The sequence below is a fragment of the Streptomyces sp. NPDC005302 genome (assembly GCF_040607345.1).
Classification (GTDB): Bacteria; Actinomycetota; Actinomycetes; order Streptomycetales; family Streptomycetaceae; genus Streptomyces.
Window position 1 is genome coordinate 427,921 of the sequence record NZ_JBEXGN010000004.1, and the last position, 16,900, is coordinate 444,820.

The 16,900-nt window shown below is 72.2% G+C and carries 13 protein-coding genes and 2 pseudogenes; 8 read left to right on the forward strand and 7 right to left on the reverse strand.

Annotated features, from left to right (window positions below):
* Nucleotides 1-3 precede the first annotated feature (3 nt).
* The 3 genes and pseudogenes from ABZT74_RS08605 to ABZT74_RS08615 form a co-directional block, all read right to left on the reverse strand.
* Nucleotides 4-1,430: pseudogene (locus ABZT74_RS08605) on the reverse strand (DHA2 family efflux MFS transporter permease subunit).
* A 128-nt stretch (nucleotides 1,431-1,558) separates the two neighbouring features.
* Nucleotides 1,559-2,824, reverse strand: coding sequence for a lipid-transfer protein (locus ABZT74_RS08610; protein ID WP_356166032.1), 1,266 nt, complete (start codon nucleotides 2,822-2,824; stop codon nucleotides 1,559-1,561).
* 13 nt (nucleotides 2,825-2,837) lie between these two features.
* A complete protein-coding gene (locus tag ABZT74_RS08615; RefSeq protein WP_356166034.1) occupies nucleotides 2,838-5,144 on the reverse strand; it encodes an acyl-CoA dehydrogenase in 2,307 nt (768 codons plus the stop codon).
* Between the two features lie 315 nt (nucleotides 5,145-5,459).
* On the opposite strand from ABZT74_RS08615, the gene ABZT74_RS08620 reads away from it, so the two are divergent.
* The 7 genes and pseudogenes from ABZT74_RS08620 to ABZT74_RS08650 all read left to right on the forward strand — a co-directional run bounded on the left by ABZT74_RS08620 (nucleotide 5,460) and on the right by ABZT74_RS08650 (nucleotide 12,342).
* Nucleotides 5,460-7,205 carry an MFS transporter gene (locus ABZT74_RS08620; protein WP_355877310.1) on the forward strand — a complete coding sequence of 582 codons (1,746 nt, stop codon included), beginning with the start codon at nucleotides 5,460-5,462 and terminating at the stop codon, nucleotides 7,203-7,205.
* Between the two features lie 138 nt (nucleotides 7,206-7,343).
* A complete protein-coding gene (locus ABZT74_RS08625) occupies nucleotides 7,344-7,994 on the forward strand; it encodes a class I SAM-dependent methyltransferase (protein ID WP_356166036.1) in 651 nt (216 codons plus the stop codon).
* Nucleotides 7,995-8,113: 119 nt separating this feature from the next.
* Complete coding sequence (locus tag ABZT74_RS08630) at nucleotides 8,114-8,641, forward strand: DUF6879 family protein (RefSeq protein ID WP_356166045.1); 528 nt, start codon at nucleotides 8,114-8,116, stop codon at nucleotides 8,639-8,641.
* 24 nt (nucleotides 8,642-8,665) lie between these two features.
* Nucleotides 8,666-9,081, forward strand: a pseudogene (locus ABZT74_RS08635) (helix-turn-helix transcriptional regulator); the annotation flags it as partial.
* A 122-nt stretch (nucleotides 9,082-9,203) separates the two neighbouring features.
* The gene (locus tag ABZT74_RS08640) at nucleotides 9,204-10,187 is read left to right on the forward strand and encodes an N-acetylmuramoyl-L-alanine amidase (RefSeq protein ID WP_356166051.1); all 984 of its coding nucleotides are present in this window, start codon (nucleotides 9,204-9,206) and stop codon (nucleotides 10,185-10,187) included.
* 173 nt (nucleotides 10,188-10,360) lie between these two features.
* Nucleotides 10,361-11,218: a hypothetical protein gene (locus ABZT74_RS08645; protein WP_356166053.1), complete on the forward strand. Its 858-nt coding sequence runs from the start codon at nucleotides 10,361-10,363 to the stop codon at nucleotides 11,216-11,218.
* Nucleotides 11,219-11,331: 113 nt separating this feature from the next.
* A complete protein-coding gene (locus tag ABZT74_RS08650; protein WP_356433803.1) occupies nucleotides 11,332-12,342 on the forward strand; it encodes an LLM class F420-dependent oxidoreductase in 1,011 nt (336 codons plus the stop codon).
* Between the two features lie 30 nt (nucleotides 12,343-12,372).
* On the opposite strand, the gene ABZT74_RS08655 is transcribed toward ABZT74_RS08650, so the two are convergent.
* Nucleotides 12,373-12,945 (reverse strand): hypothetical protein, encoded by a 573-nt coding sequence (locus tag ABZT74_RS08655; protein ID WP_356433804.1) that lies wholly within the window; start codon nucleotides 12,943-12,945, stop codon nucleotides 12,373-12,375.
* 160 nt (nucleotides 12,946-13,105) lie between these two features.
* Here ABZT74_RS08655 and ABZT74_RS08660 point away from each other — a divergent pair, with 160 nt between their 5' ends.
* On the forward strand, nucleotides 13,106-13,399 hold the full coding sequence (locus ABZT74_RS08660) for a hypothetical protein (RefSeq protein WP_081216966.1): 294 nt from the start codon (nucleotides 13,106-13,108) through the stop codon (nucleotides 13,397-13,399).
* Between the two features lie 58 nt (nucleotides 13,400-13,457).
* Here ABZT74_RS08660 and ABZT74_RS08665 read toward each other — a convergent pair whose 3' ends face one another.
* Genes ABZT74_RS08665 through ABZT74_RS08675 form a run of 3 tightly spaced genes read right to left on the reverse strand, consistent with a single transcriptional unit; the run spans nucleotide 13,458 to nucleotide 16,776 of the window.
* Nucleotides 13,458-14,534 carry a prenyltransferase gene (locus tag ABZT74_RS08665; protein WP_356433805.1) on the reverse strand — a complete coding sequence of 359 codons (1,077 nt, stop codon included), beginning with the start codon at nucleotides 14,532-14,534 and terminating at the stop codon, nucleotides 13,458-13,460.
* Nucleotides 14,531-15,304, reverse strand: coding sequence for a class I SAM-dependent methyltransferase (locus ABZT74_RS08670; protein ID WP_355877277.1), 774 nt, complete (start codon nucleotides 15,302-15,304; stop codon nucleotides 14,531-14,533). Before ABZT74_RS08670 ends, ABZT74_RS08665 begins: the two co-directional genes overlap by 4 nt.
* Nucleotides 15,298-16,776 (reverse strand): glycosyltransferase family 4 protein, encoded by a 1,479-nt coding sequence (locus tag ABZT74_RS08675; protein ID WP_356433806.1) that lies wholly within the window; start codon nucleotides 16,774-16,776, stop codon nucleotides 15,298-15,300. The genes ABZT74_RS08670 and ABZT74_RS08675 overlap by 7 nt, the downstream gene beginning before the upstream one ends.
* Nucleotides 16,777-16,900 lie beyond the last annotated feature (124 nt).

Genomic DNA, 16,900 nt, shown 5'->3' on the forward strand with positions numbered 1-16,900 from the left:
GCCTCATCCCCGTGACGTTCTCCGTGGCAGCCATACGAGCATCAGGGCCGCGCCGGCCAGCAGCAGGGCGGCGCTGGTGCGGAAGGCCAGGGCGTAGCCGGCGGTCAGGGACTCGGCGGAGGCGCTGTCCGCCGTACGGGCCGCGGCGATGGTGGACATGACGGCGAGGCCCAGCGAACCGCCCATCACGCGTGAGGTGTTGACCAGTCCCGATACCAGGCCCGCGTCCTGCGGGGTCGCGCCGGAGGTGGCGAGGGACGCGAGGGGGGTCTGCGCCAGGCCGGCGCCCGCCATCATCAGGATCCCCGGAAACATGATCGCCGTCAGGTAGGTGCCGTCCGCCGTCATCGTGGACTGCCAGCCGAAGCCGGCCGCGGCGAGCAGGGTGCCGAGGACGGCCACGGCGCGCGGTCCGGTCACCGGCATCAGCCGGGGTGCCAGTTTCGAGCCGAGGACCACCGCGAGGGAGCTGGGCATCAGGGCGAGGCCGGCGCCGAGGGGCGAGTAGCCGAGGACGTTCTGCGCGTAGAGGGTCAGGAAGAACCACATGCAGAACATGGCCGAGCCGCTGACGAACATCGCCGCGTTCGCCGAGGCCACCGACCGCACCCGCAGCAGTGCCGGCGGCATCAGGGGCGCCCTGGTCCGTGCCTCGACGGCCAGGAAGGCGCCGATGAGGGCCAGCCCGGCGCAGAGCGGCACCAGGGTCGCCGCCGAGGCCCAGCCCTCGGCCTCCGTCTGCACGATCCCGTAGGCGAGGGTGGCGAGACCGGCCGTCACGAGGAGCGCGCCCGGCAGGTCCAGGCGCCGCCCGTTCCCGGACCGGCTCTCCACCAGCAGGCGGGCGGCGCCGGCCAGGACCACGACGCCGACCGGCACGTTGATGAGCAGGACCCAGCGCCAGGACAGTCCGTCGACCAGGAGCCCGCCGACGAGTCCGCCCGCGGCGCCGCCGCCGGCCCCGACGGCCGTCCAGGTGGCGATGGCCCGCGCGCGTGCGGCGCCCGCCGGGACGGCGGAGGTCAGGATCGTCAGTGTCGAGGGGGCGAGCACGGCGGCGCCGAGCCCCTGCACGGCCCGCGCCGCGAGGAGCTGCGGGCCCTCCTGCGCGAGGCCTCCGCCGACCGAGGCGAGGGTGAACAGGGCAAGCCCGACCAGGAACATCCGCTTGCGCCCGTACAGGTCCCCGGCCCGGCCGCCGAGCAGCATGAACCCGGCGAAGGCGATCGAGTAGGCGTCACCACCCACTGCAGGCCCGGCGCGCTCAGCCCGAGGTCGGCCCGCATGGACGGCAGGGCCACGTTGACGACCGACACGTCGAGGACGACGAGGAACTGCCCGGCGCAGGCGAGCGCGATCACCACCCAGGCGGGTGGCGCGACCGGTGCGGATATGCGGGTGTCTTCAGCGGCTCGGAGCATGAATGTCATGCTCTCAACCGGTGGACGCTCCTGGCATCGGGATTTCGACGCAGCGGGGCGTGCGCCGCCGGACCTAGGACCTCGGGGAGCGCGCGCGGGCCGGCTCGGGCACCCGCGCGCGGCACGGTGACCGCCGCTCAGACTCCCGCGCGCAGCAGGGTGACCACGGCAGCGCCGCCCAGGCCGATGTTGTGGGCGAGTCCGACGCGCGCGTCCGGTACCTGGCGGGCCGCCGCCTCGCCCCGCAACTGCCATACGAGTTCGGCGACTTGGGCGATGCCGGTGGCTCCCAGCGGATGCCCCTTGGAGATCAGGCCGCCGGAGGGGTTCACCACCCAGCGTCCGCCGTAGGTCGTCGCGCCCGACTCGACGAGCTTGCCCGACTCTCCCTCCTCGCACATGCCGAGCGCCTCGTAGGTCAGCAGCTCGTTGATGGAGAAGCAGTCGTGGAGTTCGACGACGTCCACGTCCTCGATGCCGAGTCCGGAGCGTTCGTAGACCTGGCGCGCGGCGTCGCGGGACATCGGCCGGCCGACGACGTCGATGCAGGAGCCTGAGGCGAAGGACTCCTCGGTGTCGGTGGTCATGGCCTGCGCGACGATCTCGACGGCCCTGTCCCCGAGCCCGTGGCGGTCGACGAAGCGCTCGGACACGACGACGGCGGCGGCGGCCCCGTCGGAGGTGGGCGAGCACTGGAGCTTGGTGAGCGGCCGGTGCACGGTCCGGGCGGCGAGGATCTCGTCGACGGAGTAGACGTCCTGGAACTGGGCGTACGGGTTGTGCGCCGAGTGCCGGTGGTTCTTGGCGCCGACGGCGGCGAGCTGGGCCTCCGTGGTGCCGTACCGCTCCATGTGCTCACGGGCCGCGTCGCCGAAGATCTGCGCGGTGGGCGGGGTCATCTCGAAGCCGTGCCGGGCGGCCATGATCCCGTAGTGGCGGGCGACGGGCGAGGTGGAGAAGTCCCCGCCGTCCGCGCCCGATCCGAGGGCCCCGCGCTTCATCTTCTCGAAGCCCAACGCGAGGACGCAGTCCGCGAGGCCGCCCTCGACGAACTGCCGCGCGAGCATCAACGCGCTGGCTCCGGTGGCGCAGTTGTTGTTCACGTTGTACACGGGCACGCCGGTCAGGCCGAGTTCGTAGGCGGCGCGCTGGCCGGCGGTGGAGGCCTGGAAGCAGTGGCCGACGGGGACCTGTTCGACGTCGGTGTAGGCGATCCCCGCGTCCGCGAGGGCGCCGGAACCGGCCTCACGGACCATGTCCCAGTACTGCCAGTCCCGGGTCTCGGGCTTCTCGAACCGGGTCATGCCGACCCCGACGACGTACGACTTCCCTGTGGTCCTCGCGGTGCCTGCGGTGTTGGCGGTGTCGGCCGACTTGGTGGTGTCGGTGGTGTCGGTGGTCATGGCAGTGGCGCTCCTAGTCTCGTGGCAGGCCGAGGATGCGTTCGGCCACGACGTTGAGCTGGACCTGCGTGGTGCCGCCGGCGATCGTCAGGCAGCGGGAGAGCAGGAAGCCGTGGACGGCCCGTTCGCCGGGGCCCTCGCACGACGCGCCCTCGGGGCCGAGGAGTTCGAGGGCGAGTGCGGCGACCCGCTGCTGGTGGGCGGTCTGCACCAGCTTCCGTACGGAGGCGCCCGCACCCGGTTCGGTGCCGGACACCCGCTCCAGTGTGGTGCGCAGCCCGATGCAGGCCAGGGCGTGCGCCTCGGCGAGGAGGGCGCCCAGCCGGGCTTCGTCGACGTCGGCCCGGATCAGCGCCTCCAGATCCGTGTCGAAGGTCAACTGGTCGGCCATGTGCACGCGTTCGTTGCCGAGCGTGTTGCGGGCGACCCGCCAGCCGTCGTCGACCTCGCCGACGACCGCGTCGGCGGGCAGCAGGACGTCATCGAAGTAGACCTCGTTGAACAGGGAGTCCCCGGTGATCTCCTTCAGCGGCCGGACGTCGATGCCGTCCGTGGTCCTCATGTCGACGAGGAAGTAGGTCAGCCCCCGGTGCTTGGGCGCGTCCGGGTTCGTCCGGGCGAGCAGGATGCCGTGGTCGGCCCACTGCGCCGCGCTCGTCCACACCTTCTGTCCGTTGATCCGCCACCGGCCGTCGGCGGTGCGCTCGGCGCGGGTGCGCAGCGAGGCGAGGTCGGAGCCGGCGTCCGGTTCCGAGAAGAGCTGGCACCACAGCAGGTCGCCGCGCAGCGTGGGCAGCAGGTAGCGCTCCTGCTGGAGGGCGGTCCCGTAGGCGATGAGGGACGGCACGACCCAGGTGGCGATCCCGAGGTCGCTGATCCGTACGCCCGCCGCCGCCAGTTCCTGCTGCACGGCGAGCTGCCGGACGGGGCCCGCGCCGAGTCCGTACGGCGGGGGCAGGTGCGGGGCGGCGTAACCGGTGGGTGCCAGCGACCGGCGTACCGCCGCGGGGTCGAGACCGCGCACCGGGTCGATCACCCGGCGGGCCTCGGACCGGTACCGGTCGGCCTCCGGCGGGAGTTCGAGGCGCAGTTCCCGTCGTACGCCGTCCCGGGCGAGCCGCGCGGCCCGGCGCAGGTGTCCGCTCCCGGCCCCGTACAGCTGACGTGCCACCAGGGCCCGGCGCAGATACAGGTGGGCGTCGTGCTCCCAGGTGAACCCGATGCCGCCGAGGATCTGGACGCAGTCCTCGGCGCAGCCGAGGGCGGCGTCGAGGGCGGTGCCCGCGGCGAGGGACGCCACCAGTTCCCGCACGGGGGCCGGTTCCCGTCCGGCGCGTGCCGCGTCCCAGGTGAGGGCTCCGGCCTGTTCCAGCCGGACGAGCATGCCGGCGCACAGGTGCTTGACGCCCTGGAACCGTCCGATGGGGCGGCCGAACTGTTCGCGGACCCGGGCGTGCCCGGCCGCCGTGTCCAGCGCCCACGCGGCGGTGCCGCAGGCGTCCGCGGCGAGGACGACGGCGGCGAGGTCCCGGACCGTCGACGGGGCCACCGCGAGCACCCGGTCGGCGCCGACCCGGACCCCCGCGGCGCGCACCTCGGCGGTCCCCCGCGTCGGATCGGCGCTCTCGTGCGCCCGTACGACGAGATCCCGGGTGTCGACGACCAGACAGACGGGCCCGCTCGCGGACGCGGTCTCTTCGCCGGCCGCCGGATCGCGCACCTCCGCTTCACCCTCCTGCGCGTCACCGGCCTGCGGATGCCCGGCGGGCCCGCCGTCCACGACGGAGGCGGTGAGCACCAGGACGTCCGCGTCGGCGCCGGACAGGACGGGGGGTGCGACCCCGTCGAGCACGTATCCGCCGCCGGCCGTGGCGACGGCGGTGAGGGAGCCGGCACCGAACGCGACGGCCCCGACGCGCTCCCCGGATCCGAGGTCGCGCAGGAGATCGCCGAGCCCGTCACCGCTCCGGTCGCCCGTTCCGCGGGAATCCCCTGCGGCCACAGCCGCGGACGCCGGGACGGCCGACGCGAGGACCGCTGCCGCGAGGACGTTCGCGAGGAACGGTCCCGGCAGGGCCGCCCGCGCGGCCTCCTCGACGACCACGGCGAGGTCGAGGAGGTCGCCGCCGCCCCCGCCGTACGCGTCGGGAAGGTGCACGGCGAGCAGTCCCTGTGCGGCGAGCGCGTCCCAGAACGGCGGCCGCCCGGCGCCCGGGGCGTCGAGGAGTTTGCGGACCTCCTCGGGTGGCACGGCGCGGGCGATCCAGCCGCGGACGGCCTCGGCCAGCTCCCGCTGTTCCGGCGTGATCGCGATGCCCATGCGTGCCTCCCCGACGTGGCCCAAGGTGCGTGGATCCGCGCCAGACTAGAACACGTTCCATTCTGACGGTAGGTCAGATCCCCATGAGACGGTCAAGAATTCGTTAGTACGCCGAAGCATCGGAATAGTTGCCCGGGCACACCGGGTTCCCCTTGCACGTATCCCGCACGGATCAGCCGACCGACGTCCCCGCATCCGCATGGATCAGCCCGACCGACCGTCCCTCGAATCCGCACGGATCACCCCTTTTCGCTCCACCTTTCTTCTGAGCGCTCCTTGAGCGCTCGCTTTCTTACGGCCTGGAGGCCCCACGCAATGACGCACACGACGACCGACCAGCCCGCGCGGAGGCCGAGCGGCGCGACCGTGCCGGTGCTCGCGTTCGCGGGCATCGTTGTCGCGGTGATGCAGACCCTGCTCGTCCCGGTCATCAAGGACCTGCCGGCACTGCTGGGAACCGCGCCCAGCAACGCCACCTGGGTCCTGACCTCGACCCTGCTCGCGGGCGCCGTTGCCACCCCGATCATGGGCCGCCTCGGCGACCTCTTCGGCAAGCGGCGCATGCTGCTGACCAGCCTGTCCATCATGGTGGTCGGCGCCCTGGTCAGCGCGCTGACCAGCGCCCTGCTGCCGATGATCGTGGGCCGTTCGCTCCAGGGCTTCGCGATGGGTGCCATCCCGCTCGGCATCGGTCTGATGCGCGACATGCTCCCCCGCGAGAAGCTCGGCTCCGCGATGGCGCTGATGAGCTCCTCGATCGGCGTCGGCGGCGGTCTCGCGCTGCCCGCCGCGGCCCTCGTCGCCCAGCACGCGAACTGGCACGCCCTCTTCTACGGTGCCGCGGCCCTCGGCGTCATCTCCATCGTCCTGACCCTGCTCGTCGTCCCGGAGTCCCCGATGCGGGCCCAGGGCACCTTCGACGTGCTCGGCGCGATAGGCCTGTCCATCGGGCTCGTGCTCTTCCTGCTGCCGATCACCAAGGGCAGCGACTGGGGCTGGACCGCGCCCACCACGCTCGGCCTGTTCGGCGCGTCCGTCGCCGTGCTGCTGCTGTGGGGCGTGATGGAGCTGCGCCTGAAGGCCCCGCTCGTCGACCTGCGCACCACGGCCCGCCCGGCTGTCCTCTTCACCAACCTCGCCTCGATCATGGTCGGCGTCTCCTTCTACGTCGTCTCCCTCGTCCTGCCGCAGCTGCTCCAGCTCCCGAAGTCCACCGGCTACGGCCTGGGCCAGTCGATGGTGAGCGCGGGTCTGCTCGTGATGCCGCTCGGCCTGACGATGATGGTCACGGCGCCCGTGTACGCGCGGCTGTCGGCGAAGTACGGCCCCAAGGTCACCCTCATCCTCGGCATGGTGATCATCGGGATCGGCTACGGCGCCGGTCTCGGACTGATGAGCGCCGCCTGGCAGTCCCTGGTCATCGCCGTGGTCCTCGGCGCGGGCATCGGCCTCGCCTACTCCTCGCTGCCCGCCCTGATCATCGGCTCCGTCCCGGCCTCGGAGACGGGTGCGGCGAACGGCCTGAACACCCTGATGCGTTCCATCGGCACGTCCGTGTCGAGTGCCGTCATCGGCATGGTGCTCGCCAACACGGCGAACCACGTCGGTGGTGCCGCGATCCCGACCATGCACGGCTTCCGGGTGTCCTTCATGATCGCCACCGGTGCGGTCGCGGTCGGCCTCGTCATGGCACTCTTCCTGCCCCGCCAGCGCCAGGCCTCCGCGCCGCAGCTGCGTGCGAGCAGCGAGGAGGACGCGGCGGTGGAGCGCGCGCACGAGGTGCTCGGCGGCTTCCGCGGCCGGGTCCTGAACGCGGCCGGCGACCCGGTCGCCCGCGCCAAGGTGACCCTGATCGACCGGCGCGGCCGCCAGGCGGGCGCCACCCTCTCCGACGAGAACGGCGGCTACGCGCTCGCCGTCCCGGCGCAGGGCGCGTACGTGCTCGCCGCCCGGGCCGCGGGCCACGGCCCGCTCGCCTCGTCGGCGACGCACGCGGGCGACGACCGGGCGGTCGACCTCGACCTGGCGCTGCCCGGCGAGAACGCGGGCGTCACGGCCTGACCCCGCCGCTCCGTACGTGATCACCCACACCCCCGTCGCCCCCGCGGCGGGGGTGTGGTGCACGATGGGGCGGCCTTTCGCTTGCACCGCTCGCGAAGTCCGCACCCCTGACGCCGTTCGCACCGATGGAGGACCCCCATGCCCGCGGCACCCAAGCCCGAGATCCTCGCCGCCTTCGAGGCCGCGAAGGGGTTCATGCCGACGGCCGAGGGGCTCGCGCTGTACGAGGCCGCCGTCGAGGCCGGACGGCTCGGGCTGCCGCTCCTGGAGGTCGGCACCTACTGCGGCCGCTCGACGATCCTGCTCGCCGGCGCGGCACGTGAGGCGGGCGTGACCGCCATCACGGTGGACCACCACCGGGGCAGCGAGGAGCAGCAGCCGGGCTGGGAGTACCACGACCCCTCGACGGTCGACCCGGAGATCGGGCGCATGGACACCCTGCCCACCTTCCGCCGGACCCTGCACCGGGCGGGCCTGGAGGACCACGTCGTCGCGCTGGTCGGCCGCTCGCCGCAGATCGCCGCGTTCTGGCGCACACCGCTCGCCCTCGTCTTCGTCGACGGCGGCCACACCGACGAGCACGCGAGCGGCGACTACGAGGGCTGGGCACCCCATGTCGCCGAGGGCGGCCTCCTCGTCATCCACGACGTGTTCCCGGACCCCGCCGACGAGTTCACCGGGCAGGCCCCCTACCGCGTCTACCTCAGGGCCCTGCAATCGGGCGCGTTCACCGAACTCGCGGCCACGGACTCCCTGCGCGTCCTGCGGCGGACCGGGGCGGGGATCTGAGCGGCGCGAAGCGGAGTGCGCCGCCTTCGAGGTCGCCGGGCACGCGGTCGGCATCCCGACGGACGACGCTGTGATCCTTATCCCCGCGAGGATGGTCCCGATGATCAGGGAGGCGTGCGATGCCGTCGAGCGAACCGACGATCGCTGAACTCGTCAGCGGTTGCGCACGGTCCGCCGTCCACCTGGAAATGCGGGATCAGTACGGGACCGTGGCCGAAGCCGAGGACTTCCGGGCCTGGCTCGACACCGGGCGGCTCGACAAGGACCCCGACTCCTCGGAGTGGGCGCCCTGGGTCGCTCTCGTCTCGCAGGCCGTCGCGCGAGGGGTCTCGGTGCGGCGGGCGCGCATCGTGTCCGAACCGGTCACCGACTACATCCGGTACGAGCACGCCTCGACCGTCGTCAACGTGCACGCGGGTGAAGAGGTGCGCTGGCTTCCCCGCCGCCGCGCCTCGGACATCGCCCTGCCCGGCAACGACTTCTGGCTGTTCGACGACAAGGTGATCCGCTGGGGCCACTTCTCCGGCGACGGCGCCATGGTCGGGCACGAAGTCTCCGAGGACCAGGCCGCCGCCAAGCTGTGCTCCGAGGCGTTCGACACCGTCTGGGGCCGGGCCGTCCCGCACGACCAGTACACGATTCGCTGAACAGAAAGCACCGGCAGCCAGCCCATACCCGCCTCGCCTTCCTCATCCGCACAAGCCGCACGCCAGACCGTCGCCGACACTCTGCGTGACCTGCGCAAGGAAGCCGGTCTGACGGTCGTGGAACTGGCTGCCGCCTGCGGATGGCACTACTCCAAGACCTCACGCATCGAGAACGCTCTCACCGGCCCCTCGGCAACGGACATCCGCCGGTGGTGCACCGCGACCCGAGCCGAGGACCGGGCGCAGGATCTCGTCATCCAGTCGGTCAACGCCGAATCCTGTACCGGCATTGGCAGGACTCCTCCAGCCTCGCACCTGGCCTGCTCCAGAGGCAGGGCTACGCACGCGCCGTACTCGGCATGGCCGCCCAGCTCGGCAACCTCCCGACGGCCGGTGCCCTGCCCACGGTCTCCCTCGGCGTCATCCCTGCCGAGACCAGGCGGACCCGGACGCGCGTGCTCTGATCGTGAGGGCCGTCGACGCCCTCGGTTGAGGACACGGTCGCGCCTCGGAGACCTGAAGGAGTCTGCGGAGTACACGCACGGCCCTTAAGGTGGCTGACGTGTCGTACGTAGGCCCTGACTTCGATCCGCCCCAGCCGCGCCGTTTCCGGCGCGGACCCCTCACCGTCGCCGCCGCCGCGCTCGTCCCGGGCGCACTGGCCGGCTGGCTGGTGTGGATGGCCGTGGGGGACGACTCGGGCGGCGGGTCCGACCGGGCCGCCCCCGCCACGTCGTCCTCGGCGCCCGGCTCCGGCGCCCCCTCCGCGGCGGGCTCCGCCTCCGCGACCGCGCGGGACGACGGCAAACCGGGGAAGTCCCCGAAGCCGTCCCCCTCGGCCTCCGCCTCCGGCGCGAAGCCCGCCGGTTCCGGCCCCCTCAAGGGCAAGGTCGTCGTGATCGACCCGGGGCACAACCCCGGCAACTTCCAGCACACGTCCGAGATCAACCGCAAGGTGGACATCGGCACGAACCGCAAGGAGTGCGACACGACAGGGACGTCGACCAACGCGGGTTACGCGGAGGCCATCTTCACCCTCGACGTGGCGAACCGGATGCGGACGATCCTCGAACGCGAGGGCGCCACGGTGAAGTTGACCCAGGACGGCGACCGCTCCTGGGGACCCTGCGTCGACGAACGGGCCCGGATCGGCAACAAGGCGCACGCGGACGCCGTCGTCTCCGTCCACGCCGACGGCTCGGCGTCCGGCAACCGCGGGTTCCACGTGATCCTGCCGGGCTCCGTGCACGCGGGCGGCGCCGACACCCGCCCGATCGTCGCGTCCTCGCGCGAACTGGGCGAGCGCATCGCGGGCCTCTTCGTCCGCGAGACGGGCAGCGCCCCCTCCAACTACATCGGCGACGGCACCGGTCTCGACGTGCGGACGGACCTCGGCGGTCTCAATCTGTCAACGGTTCCCAAGGTGTTCATCGAGTGCGGCAACATGCGCGATAGCAAGGACGCCGCGCTGCTCACCAGCGGCGCCTGGCGACAGAAGGCGGCACGGGGGATCTCTGAGGGAATCGTGAGCTTCCTGCACGGGTAGTGATCGACGCGTGCAACCCGGCGGACACCCCCATAGGGCGGGCGATAGTGTCGTCCGTACGATGAGGGGCCGCCCCCGCGCTGCACACCGGGACCCGACGGCGACACCATGACGGCACCACGGTGAACAGCGATGCCTCCACCGATGACGAGACGACTGACGAAGGACCTGAAGTGAATATCCGCTCCCTCACTCGAGGCGACGGCGTGGTGATCGGAGCAGCGGTACTGCTGTTCATCGCGTCGTTCCTCGACATCTACTCCGTCGACGGTGTCTCGGGCGCCGACTTCCCCAACGCGTGGGGCAACGCGCAGCTCCTGATGGGCGTGTTCCTCGCCGGCATCATCGGCGCCGCGCTCATCGTCGTCACGCGCGGCATGCCGCAGCCCCTGAAGGTCGCCGGCCTCGACATGGGCCAGTTCGGCGTCGCCTTCACGGTGTTCGCCGCCTGGAGCGCGCTCGGCAACATCTTCGACCCCGCCGCCGGCTTCGACAACGGCGGATCGGGCGCGGGCAGCAACATCGACTCCGGCATCGGAGCCATCCTCGGCCTCATCGCCGCCCTCGTCCTCGCCGCCGCCGCCGTGGCCACCCCCCTCGTTCCCGCGCTCCAGGCCGCCCTCGTCGGCGCCCCCAAGCCCCCCACCCCCCAGCCCTACGGCGGTCAGCCGCAGGGTGGTTACGGGTACCCGGGTGCCGGGCAGCCGGGGCAGCCCGGTCAGCCGTACGGCGCTCAGCCGTCGCAGCCGGCGCAGCAGGGGCAGCCGTTCGGCGGGCAGCCGAGCCAGCCGCAGCCGCAGTCGTCGACCCCGCCGCCGCAGCAGGCCTCCCAGGACTTCTCGCCGTTCTGGTTCGCCGTGCCGGTCGCGCGGCCGCTGTTCTCGGAGGACGGCGCGCAGTCGCCGATCGCCGAACTGGCGCCGGGCACCTGGTACCTGGCCGTCGAGCAGCGCGGTGGCTCCCTGGTGGCGCAGACGCAGGACGGCCGTCGTGGCGTCCTGCAGGACACCTCGGGGATCCAGCGCGGCTGACCCCCGCTTCGCCCTCGCACCGGCCCCTCGCCCTTTCCGGCGGGGGGCCGTTGTCGTACAGTCGCAGCACCCGTGAACTGACGGTCCGTCAGAACGCTTGCTCTGGAGGCGACATGCGGCTCGGTCTCGCGCTCGGCTACTGGGGCCGCGGCCCCTCTGCGGACCATGTGCCGCTCGCCCAGGAGGCGGAGCGGCTCGGCTACCACTCGGTGTGGACGGCGGAGTCCTGGGGTTCGGACGCGTTCACACCGCTCACCTGGATCGCGGCGCGGACCTCGCGCATCCGGCTGGGCACCGCCGTCGCGCAGATGGCGGCCCGCTCCCCCACCACGACCGCGATGCACGCCCTCACCCTCGACCATCTGTCCGGCGGGCGCATGATGCTCGGGCTCGGTCTGTCGGGTCCGCAGGTCGTCGAGGGCTGGTACGGGCGGCCGTTCCCCACGTCGCCGCTGACCGCGACCCGGGAGTACGTCGACGTCGTACGCCAGGTGCTGCGGCGCGACGGTCCGGTCGAGCTGGACGGGCGCTTCCACTCGCACCCGTACCGGGGACCGGACGGGACGGGGCTCGGCAAGGCGCTGAAGCCGATCACGCATCCGCTCCGGGCGGACCTGCCCGTCCTGCTCGGTGCCGAGGGCCCGAAGAACGTGGCGCAGACGACCCGGATCGCGGACGGGTGGCTGCCGCTGTACTGGGCGCCGAACCGGCCGCAGGCGTACGGGGCGGCGCTCGACGACCTGCCCGCGGACTTCCTGGTGGCGCCGATGGCCCGCGCGCGGGTCTGCGACGACGTGGCCGAGGGGCTGCTGCCGGTCAAGGCGATGCTCGGCTTCTACATCGGCGGAATGGGGCACGCGGCCCGCAACTTCCACGCCGACCTGATGGCCCGGATGGGGTTCGAGGAGGAGGCCCGCAGGATCCAGCGGCTGTTCCTCGAAGGGCGCCGCGAGGAGGCCGTGATGGCCGTGCCGGACGCCTTCGCGGACGAGATCTCGCTCGTCGGACCGCGTGAACGCATCGCCGAACGGCTGGAGTCGTGGCGCAAGGGCCCGGTGACCGACCTGCTGGTCCTGTCCCCGGACCCCCACACGCTCCGGGTGCTCGCGGAGCTCAACTCCTAGGCGGGCGACGGAGGACGGGACCCGATACGGTCAGCCGCCGCTGAGCTGCGACGCCGACGGCACCTTGTCCTTGACCTCGGCGCCCGCGCTCTTGCCGGCGTCCTTCACCTTGTTGATGATGTCGTCGAAGGAGTTCGCGACGGAGTCGGTGGAGTCGCCCTTGCGGAGCTTGGCCGGCAGGCCCTTCAGGGCATCGATGCCCGCGGTGAGCGGGGCGACGGCCCTGGCGAGCGCGGGGTCGCCCTTGGCGTTGTTCGAGGCGGCCTTGAGGCGGTTGTACGCGAAGGCGCCCGCGAGTCCGGCCTTGACCAGGGCGAGTCTGCGCCCCTTGGCGCCCTTCTTGAACGTGCCCGCCTTGTACGGCTTGACGATCCACTGGTAGGTCGCGCCGGCCGCGAGCCCCGCGTTCGCCACGAAACGGGTCTTGGCGAACTTCTGCTTCTCGGCGGAGGTCGTCGGCGTGGGCGTCCCTTTCGCGGGGACGACGACGGCGGTGTCCTGCTGCGAGGAGTCGGAACTGCCGCTGCCACAGGCGGTGGCACCGCCGATCAGGGCACAGCAGAGGGTCAACGCCACGAACAGGCGCCGTACGGGTGCGGGCACGGGATCCTCCGGGTGGGCAACGGTTCTCCCTGGTCCGCCGGTCCTCCCCTGTCCCGGGGCGACACGGCTCTCCACGGCAGCCTCACCCGGTTCGCACACGTGCGCCACTTGACCGAACCCGTTCGGGTTTCATTCGGCAGGAGCGGGCAACACGCTGGTCATGTCCCCTCGATATCGCAACGGCTCGAATTCTGCGGGGACGGTCATCGCGATCGTCGCGGATGTTATGGCCGTCATCCTCGGTCTCTGGATTCTGATGTATCTGCTCGATGCCAACCGTGGCAACGATCTCGTGCAGTTCATCCACGACGCGGCAAGCTGGCTGGCCGGCTGGTCGCGTGACCTGTTCACCTTCGACGAGCAGTGGGCGCGTGTCGTCGCCGGCTACGGTCTCGCCGCCGTCGTCTACCTGTTCGTGGGCCACGCGGTCGCGAACCGCATGCACCGGCACTGACGACCGGGAACATCCGGAGGGTCCGGATGTCCAGCGGACCCCGGGTCCGATCCGCCGGTCAGACCCGGGCGCAGCAGTCGGGGTCCAGCCCCGTCGGCAGGCGCTCACCGCTGAAGACGGCGCAGGTGGGCTCGTCGCCGCCCAGTGCGGCGACGGCGAGCAGCACGGAGCCCGCCGTCCAGGTGGTGAGTTCCTCGGGCCAGACGGCCCGGTCCTCGTAGACGTACCCCGTCCAGTACAGGCCGGTCTTCGGATCGCGCAGGTGCTGGATGGACTGAAGGATCTCCAAGGCACGGTCGGACTCGCCCACCGCCCAGAGGGCGAGGGCGAGTTCGGCCGATTCGCCGCCGGTCACCCACGGGTTGGGGACCACGCACCGCACCCCGAAGCCGGGCACCACGAAGCGGTCCCAGCCCTCCTCGATGCGGGACGTGGCCTCGGCGCCGGTCATCGCGCCGCCGAGCACCGGGTAGTACCAGTCCATGGAGTAGCGGTCCTTGTCGAGGAACCGCTCCGGGTGGCACCTGATCGCGTGGCGCAGTGCGCCGGCCGCCAACTCCCAGTCGGGTTGCGGCTCTTCGAGCTGCTCGGCGATGGCGAGCGCACAGCGAAGCGCGTGGTGGATCGACGAACTCCCGGTCAGCAGTGCGTCGTCGACGGCCGTCCCGTCGTCCTCACGCTTCCAGCCGATCTGCCCGCCGGGCTGCTGCAGCCGCAGCACGAACTCGACGGCCGCGTGGACGGCGGGCCACATGCGGTCCAGGAACCCGTCGTCGCCGGTGGCGAGGTAGTGGTGCCAGACGCCGACCGCGATGTACGCGCAGAAGTTGGTCTCCCGGCCGCGGTCGGTGACGTCGTCGAACTGGCCGTCGGCGTAGGCCGCGTACCAGGATCCGTCGTCGTTCTGGTGCCGGGTCAGCCACACGTAGGCGCGCTCGGCGGCCTCGTGTTCCCCGGCCGCGTCGAGCGCCATGGCCGCCTCGGTGTGGTCCCACGGGTCGAGGTGGTGGCCGCGGAACCACGGGATGGCTCCGTCGGGGCGCTGCACCGCGAGGATGCCGCGCACGGTGACGGCGGCCTCCTCCGCGGTGAGGACCCCGGGCAGGACGAGATGTTCTGTCCGGGGAGTGGTCACGTGGCGTCCGCCTCGGGGGTGGTCGCGCCGGAGTCCGCCGCACCGGCGAGGCGCGGCAGGTGGGGCTTGGTCGCGTACGCCACGAAGCTCTTGCCGATCAGCGGGTTCAGCGCCTGTTCGGCGACCCGGGTGGCCAGCGGCTTCTTCATGATGTCCCAGACCAGGAGCTTGTGGTACGCCCGCACGGGCAGCGCCTTGTCGTTGTCGACGCCGAACGCGCACTTGAGCCACCAGTAGGGCGAGTGCAGGGCGTGCGCGTGGTGGGAGCCGTAGGGCCGCAGCCCCGCCTCGCGGATCTTGGTGAGCAGTTCGTCCGCCTTGTAGATGCGGATGTGGCCGCCCTCGACCTCGTGGTAGGCGTCGGACAGGGACCAGCAGACCTTCTCCGGCCCGTAGCGCGGGACGGTGATGGCGATCCGGCCGCCCGGCCTGAGCACGCGGACCATCTCGGCGAGGACGCCCTTGTCGTCCGGGATGTGCTCCATGACCTCGGAGATGATGACGACGTCGAAGGACTCGTCGGGGAAGGGCAGATGGAGCGCGTCGCCCTCCATGGCCGTGGCGGTGGCCCCGGCGGGCGCCTCGCCGGCCTCCTTCATCGCCGCGAACCACTTCGCGACCTCGCGGATCTCCTCACCGTTCTGATCCAGCGCCACGACCTGGGCGCCGCGCCGGTAGCACTCGAACGCGTGCCGGCCGGCACCGCATCCGAGGTCCAGGACACGGTCGCCCGGGGCGAGCGGGAACCGGGAGAAGTCGACGGTCAGCACGTGGCCCTGCTTTCGCGGTTGGCTGCAACGGGTTCGGTGGCGGGAGTCTGTGCCGCGGTGTCGGCGGGCCCGGCGTCGGGGACGGCCGCGCGCCCGGCGTCCGGGACGACGGCCGGGACGGCCGCGGCCGGCGTCACCGCGGGGGTCGTCCGGCGGGCCGGGCGCCGGGGTGCGGAGAGCGCGATGGCCGCGCGGTAGTGGGCCACCGTGCCCTCGGCCGCCCGCGCCCAGGTGAAGCGCTCCAGGACCCGCGCGCGCCCTGCGGCGCCGAGCCGCGCGCGCAGCGGGGCGTCGCCGAGGAGCCGGCTCAGGGCGGCCGCCAGGGCGCCCGAGTCGCCGGGAGGAACGGCGAGGCACGTCTCGCCGTCGGTACCCGCGACCTCCGGGATCGCGCCTCCGGTGGTGGCCACCAGCGGCGTGCCGGTGGCCATCGCCTCGGCCGCGGGCAGGGAGAAGCCCTCGTACAGGGAGGGCACGCAGGCGACTTCGGCCGAGCGGACGAGGCCGACGAGTTCGGCGTCGGAGATGCCCTTGACGAACTCGACGGCGCCGTCGAGACCGAAGCGCTCGATGGCCTGCGCGACCGGTCCGTCCTCGGCGCGCCTGCCGACGACGACGAGGTGGGCGCCCGGGTGTTCGGCGCGTACCTTCGCGAGCGCCTCGACGAGGAAGACCAGGCCCTTGAGCGGCACGTCCGCGCTGGAGGTGGTGACGATGCGGCCGGGCACCTGGGGCACGGACGGATCCGGCGAGAAAAGGTCGGTGTCCGCGCCGATGTGGACGACGTGGATACGATCCCGCTCGACCCGCAGGTGCTCGACGATCTCCTGGCGGGAGGTGCCGGAGACGGTGAGCACCGAGGGGAGGCGGCGCGCGACGCGCTTCTGCATCCGGGTGAAGGCGTACCAGCGGCGGACGGACGCGCGGCGCTTCCAGCCCTCGGCGGCGTCCAGTTCCAACTGCCGGTCGACGGTGATGGGGTGGTGGATCGTCGTCACCAGCGGGGCGCCGACGTCGCCCAACAGGCCGTACCCGAGCGTCTGGTTGTCGTGGACGACGTCGAACTCACCCTGGCGGGCGCGCAGATGACGGCGGGCGCGCAGCGAGAAGGTCAGCGGCTCGGGGAAACCGCCGGTCCACATGGTGCCGACCTCGACGGCGTCGATCCAGTCCCGGTACTCGTCGCGCGCCGGGGTGCGGAAGGGGTCGGGCTGGCGGTAGAGGTCGAGGCTGGGCAGTTCGGTGAGGCTCAGGTCGGGCAGACCCTCGTCGAGGACGGGGTAGGGCTGCGAGCCGATGACCTCGACCCGGTGCCCGAGACGGGCGAGTTCGCGCGAGAGGTGTCGTACGTACACACCCTGGCCGCCGCAGAACGGGTTTCCCTTGTACGTGAGGAGCGCGATGCTCAGGGGTGGTTCCCCGTCGGCTGCCGCACCCTCTCCGGGGCCCGCCTCCATGGCCTCAGCGGTCACTTCCGGCCCCCTTCTCCCTGCACTTTCCCGCGAGATTACGCCGGGACGCTAATCTAGAACAAGTTTCAGACTTGATCGTTCAAGGAGCATTGAATCTACCGGCAGGTAGCGCCAGTGTGAGCGG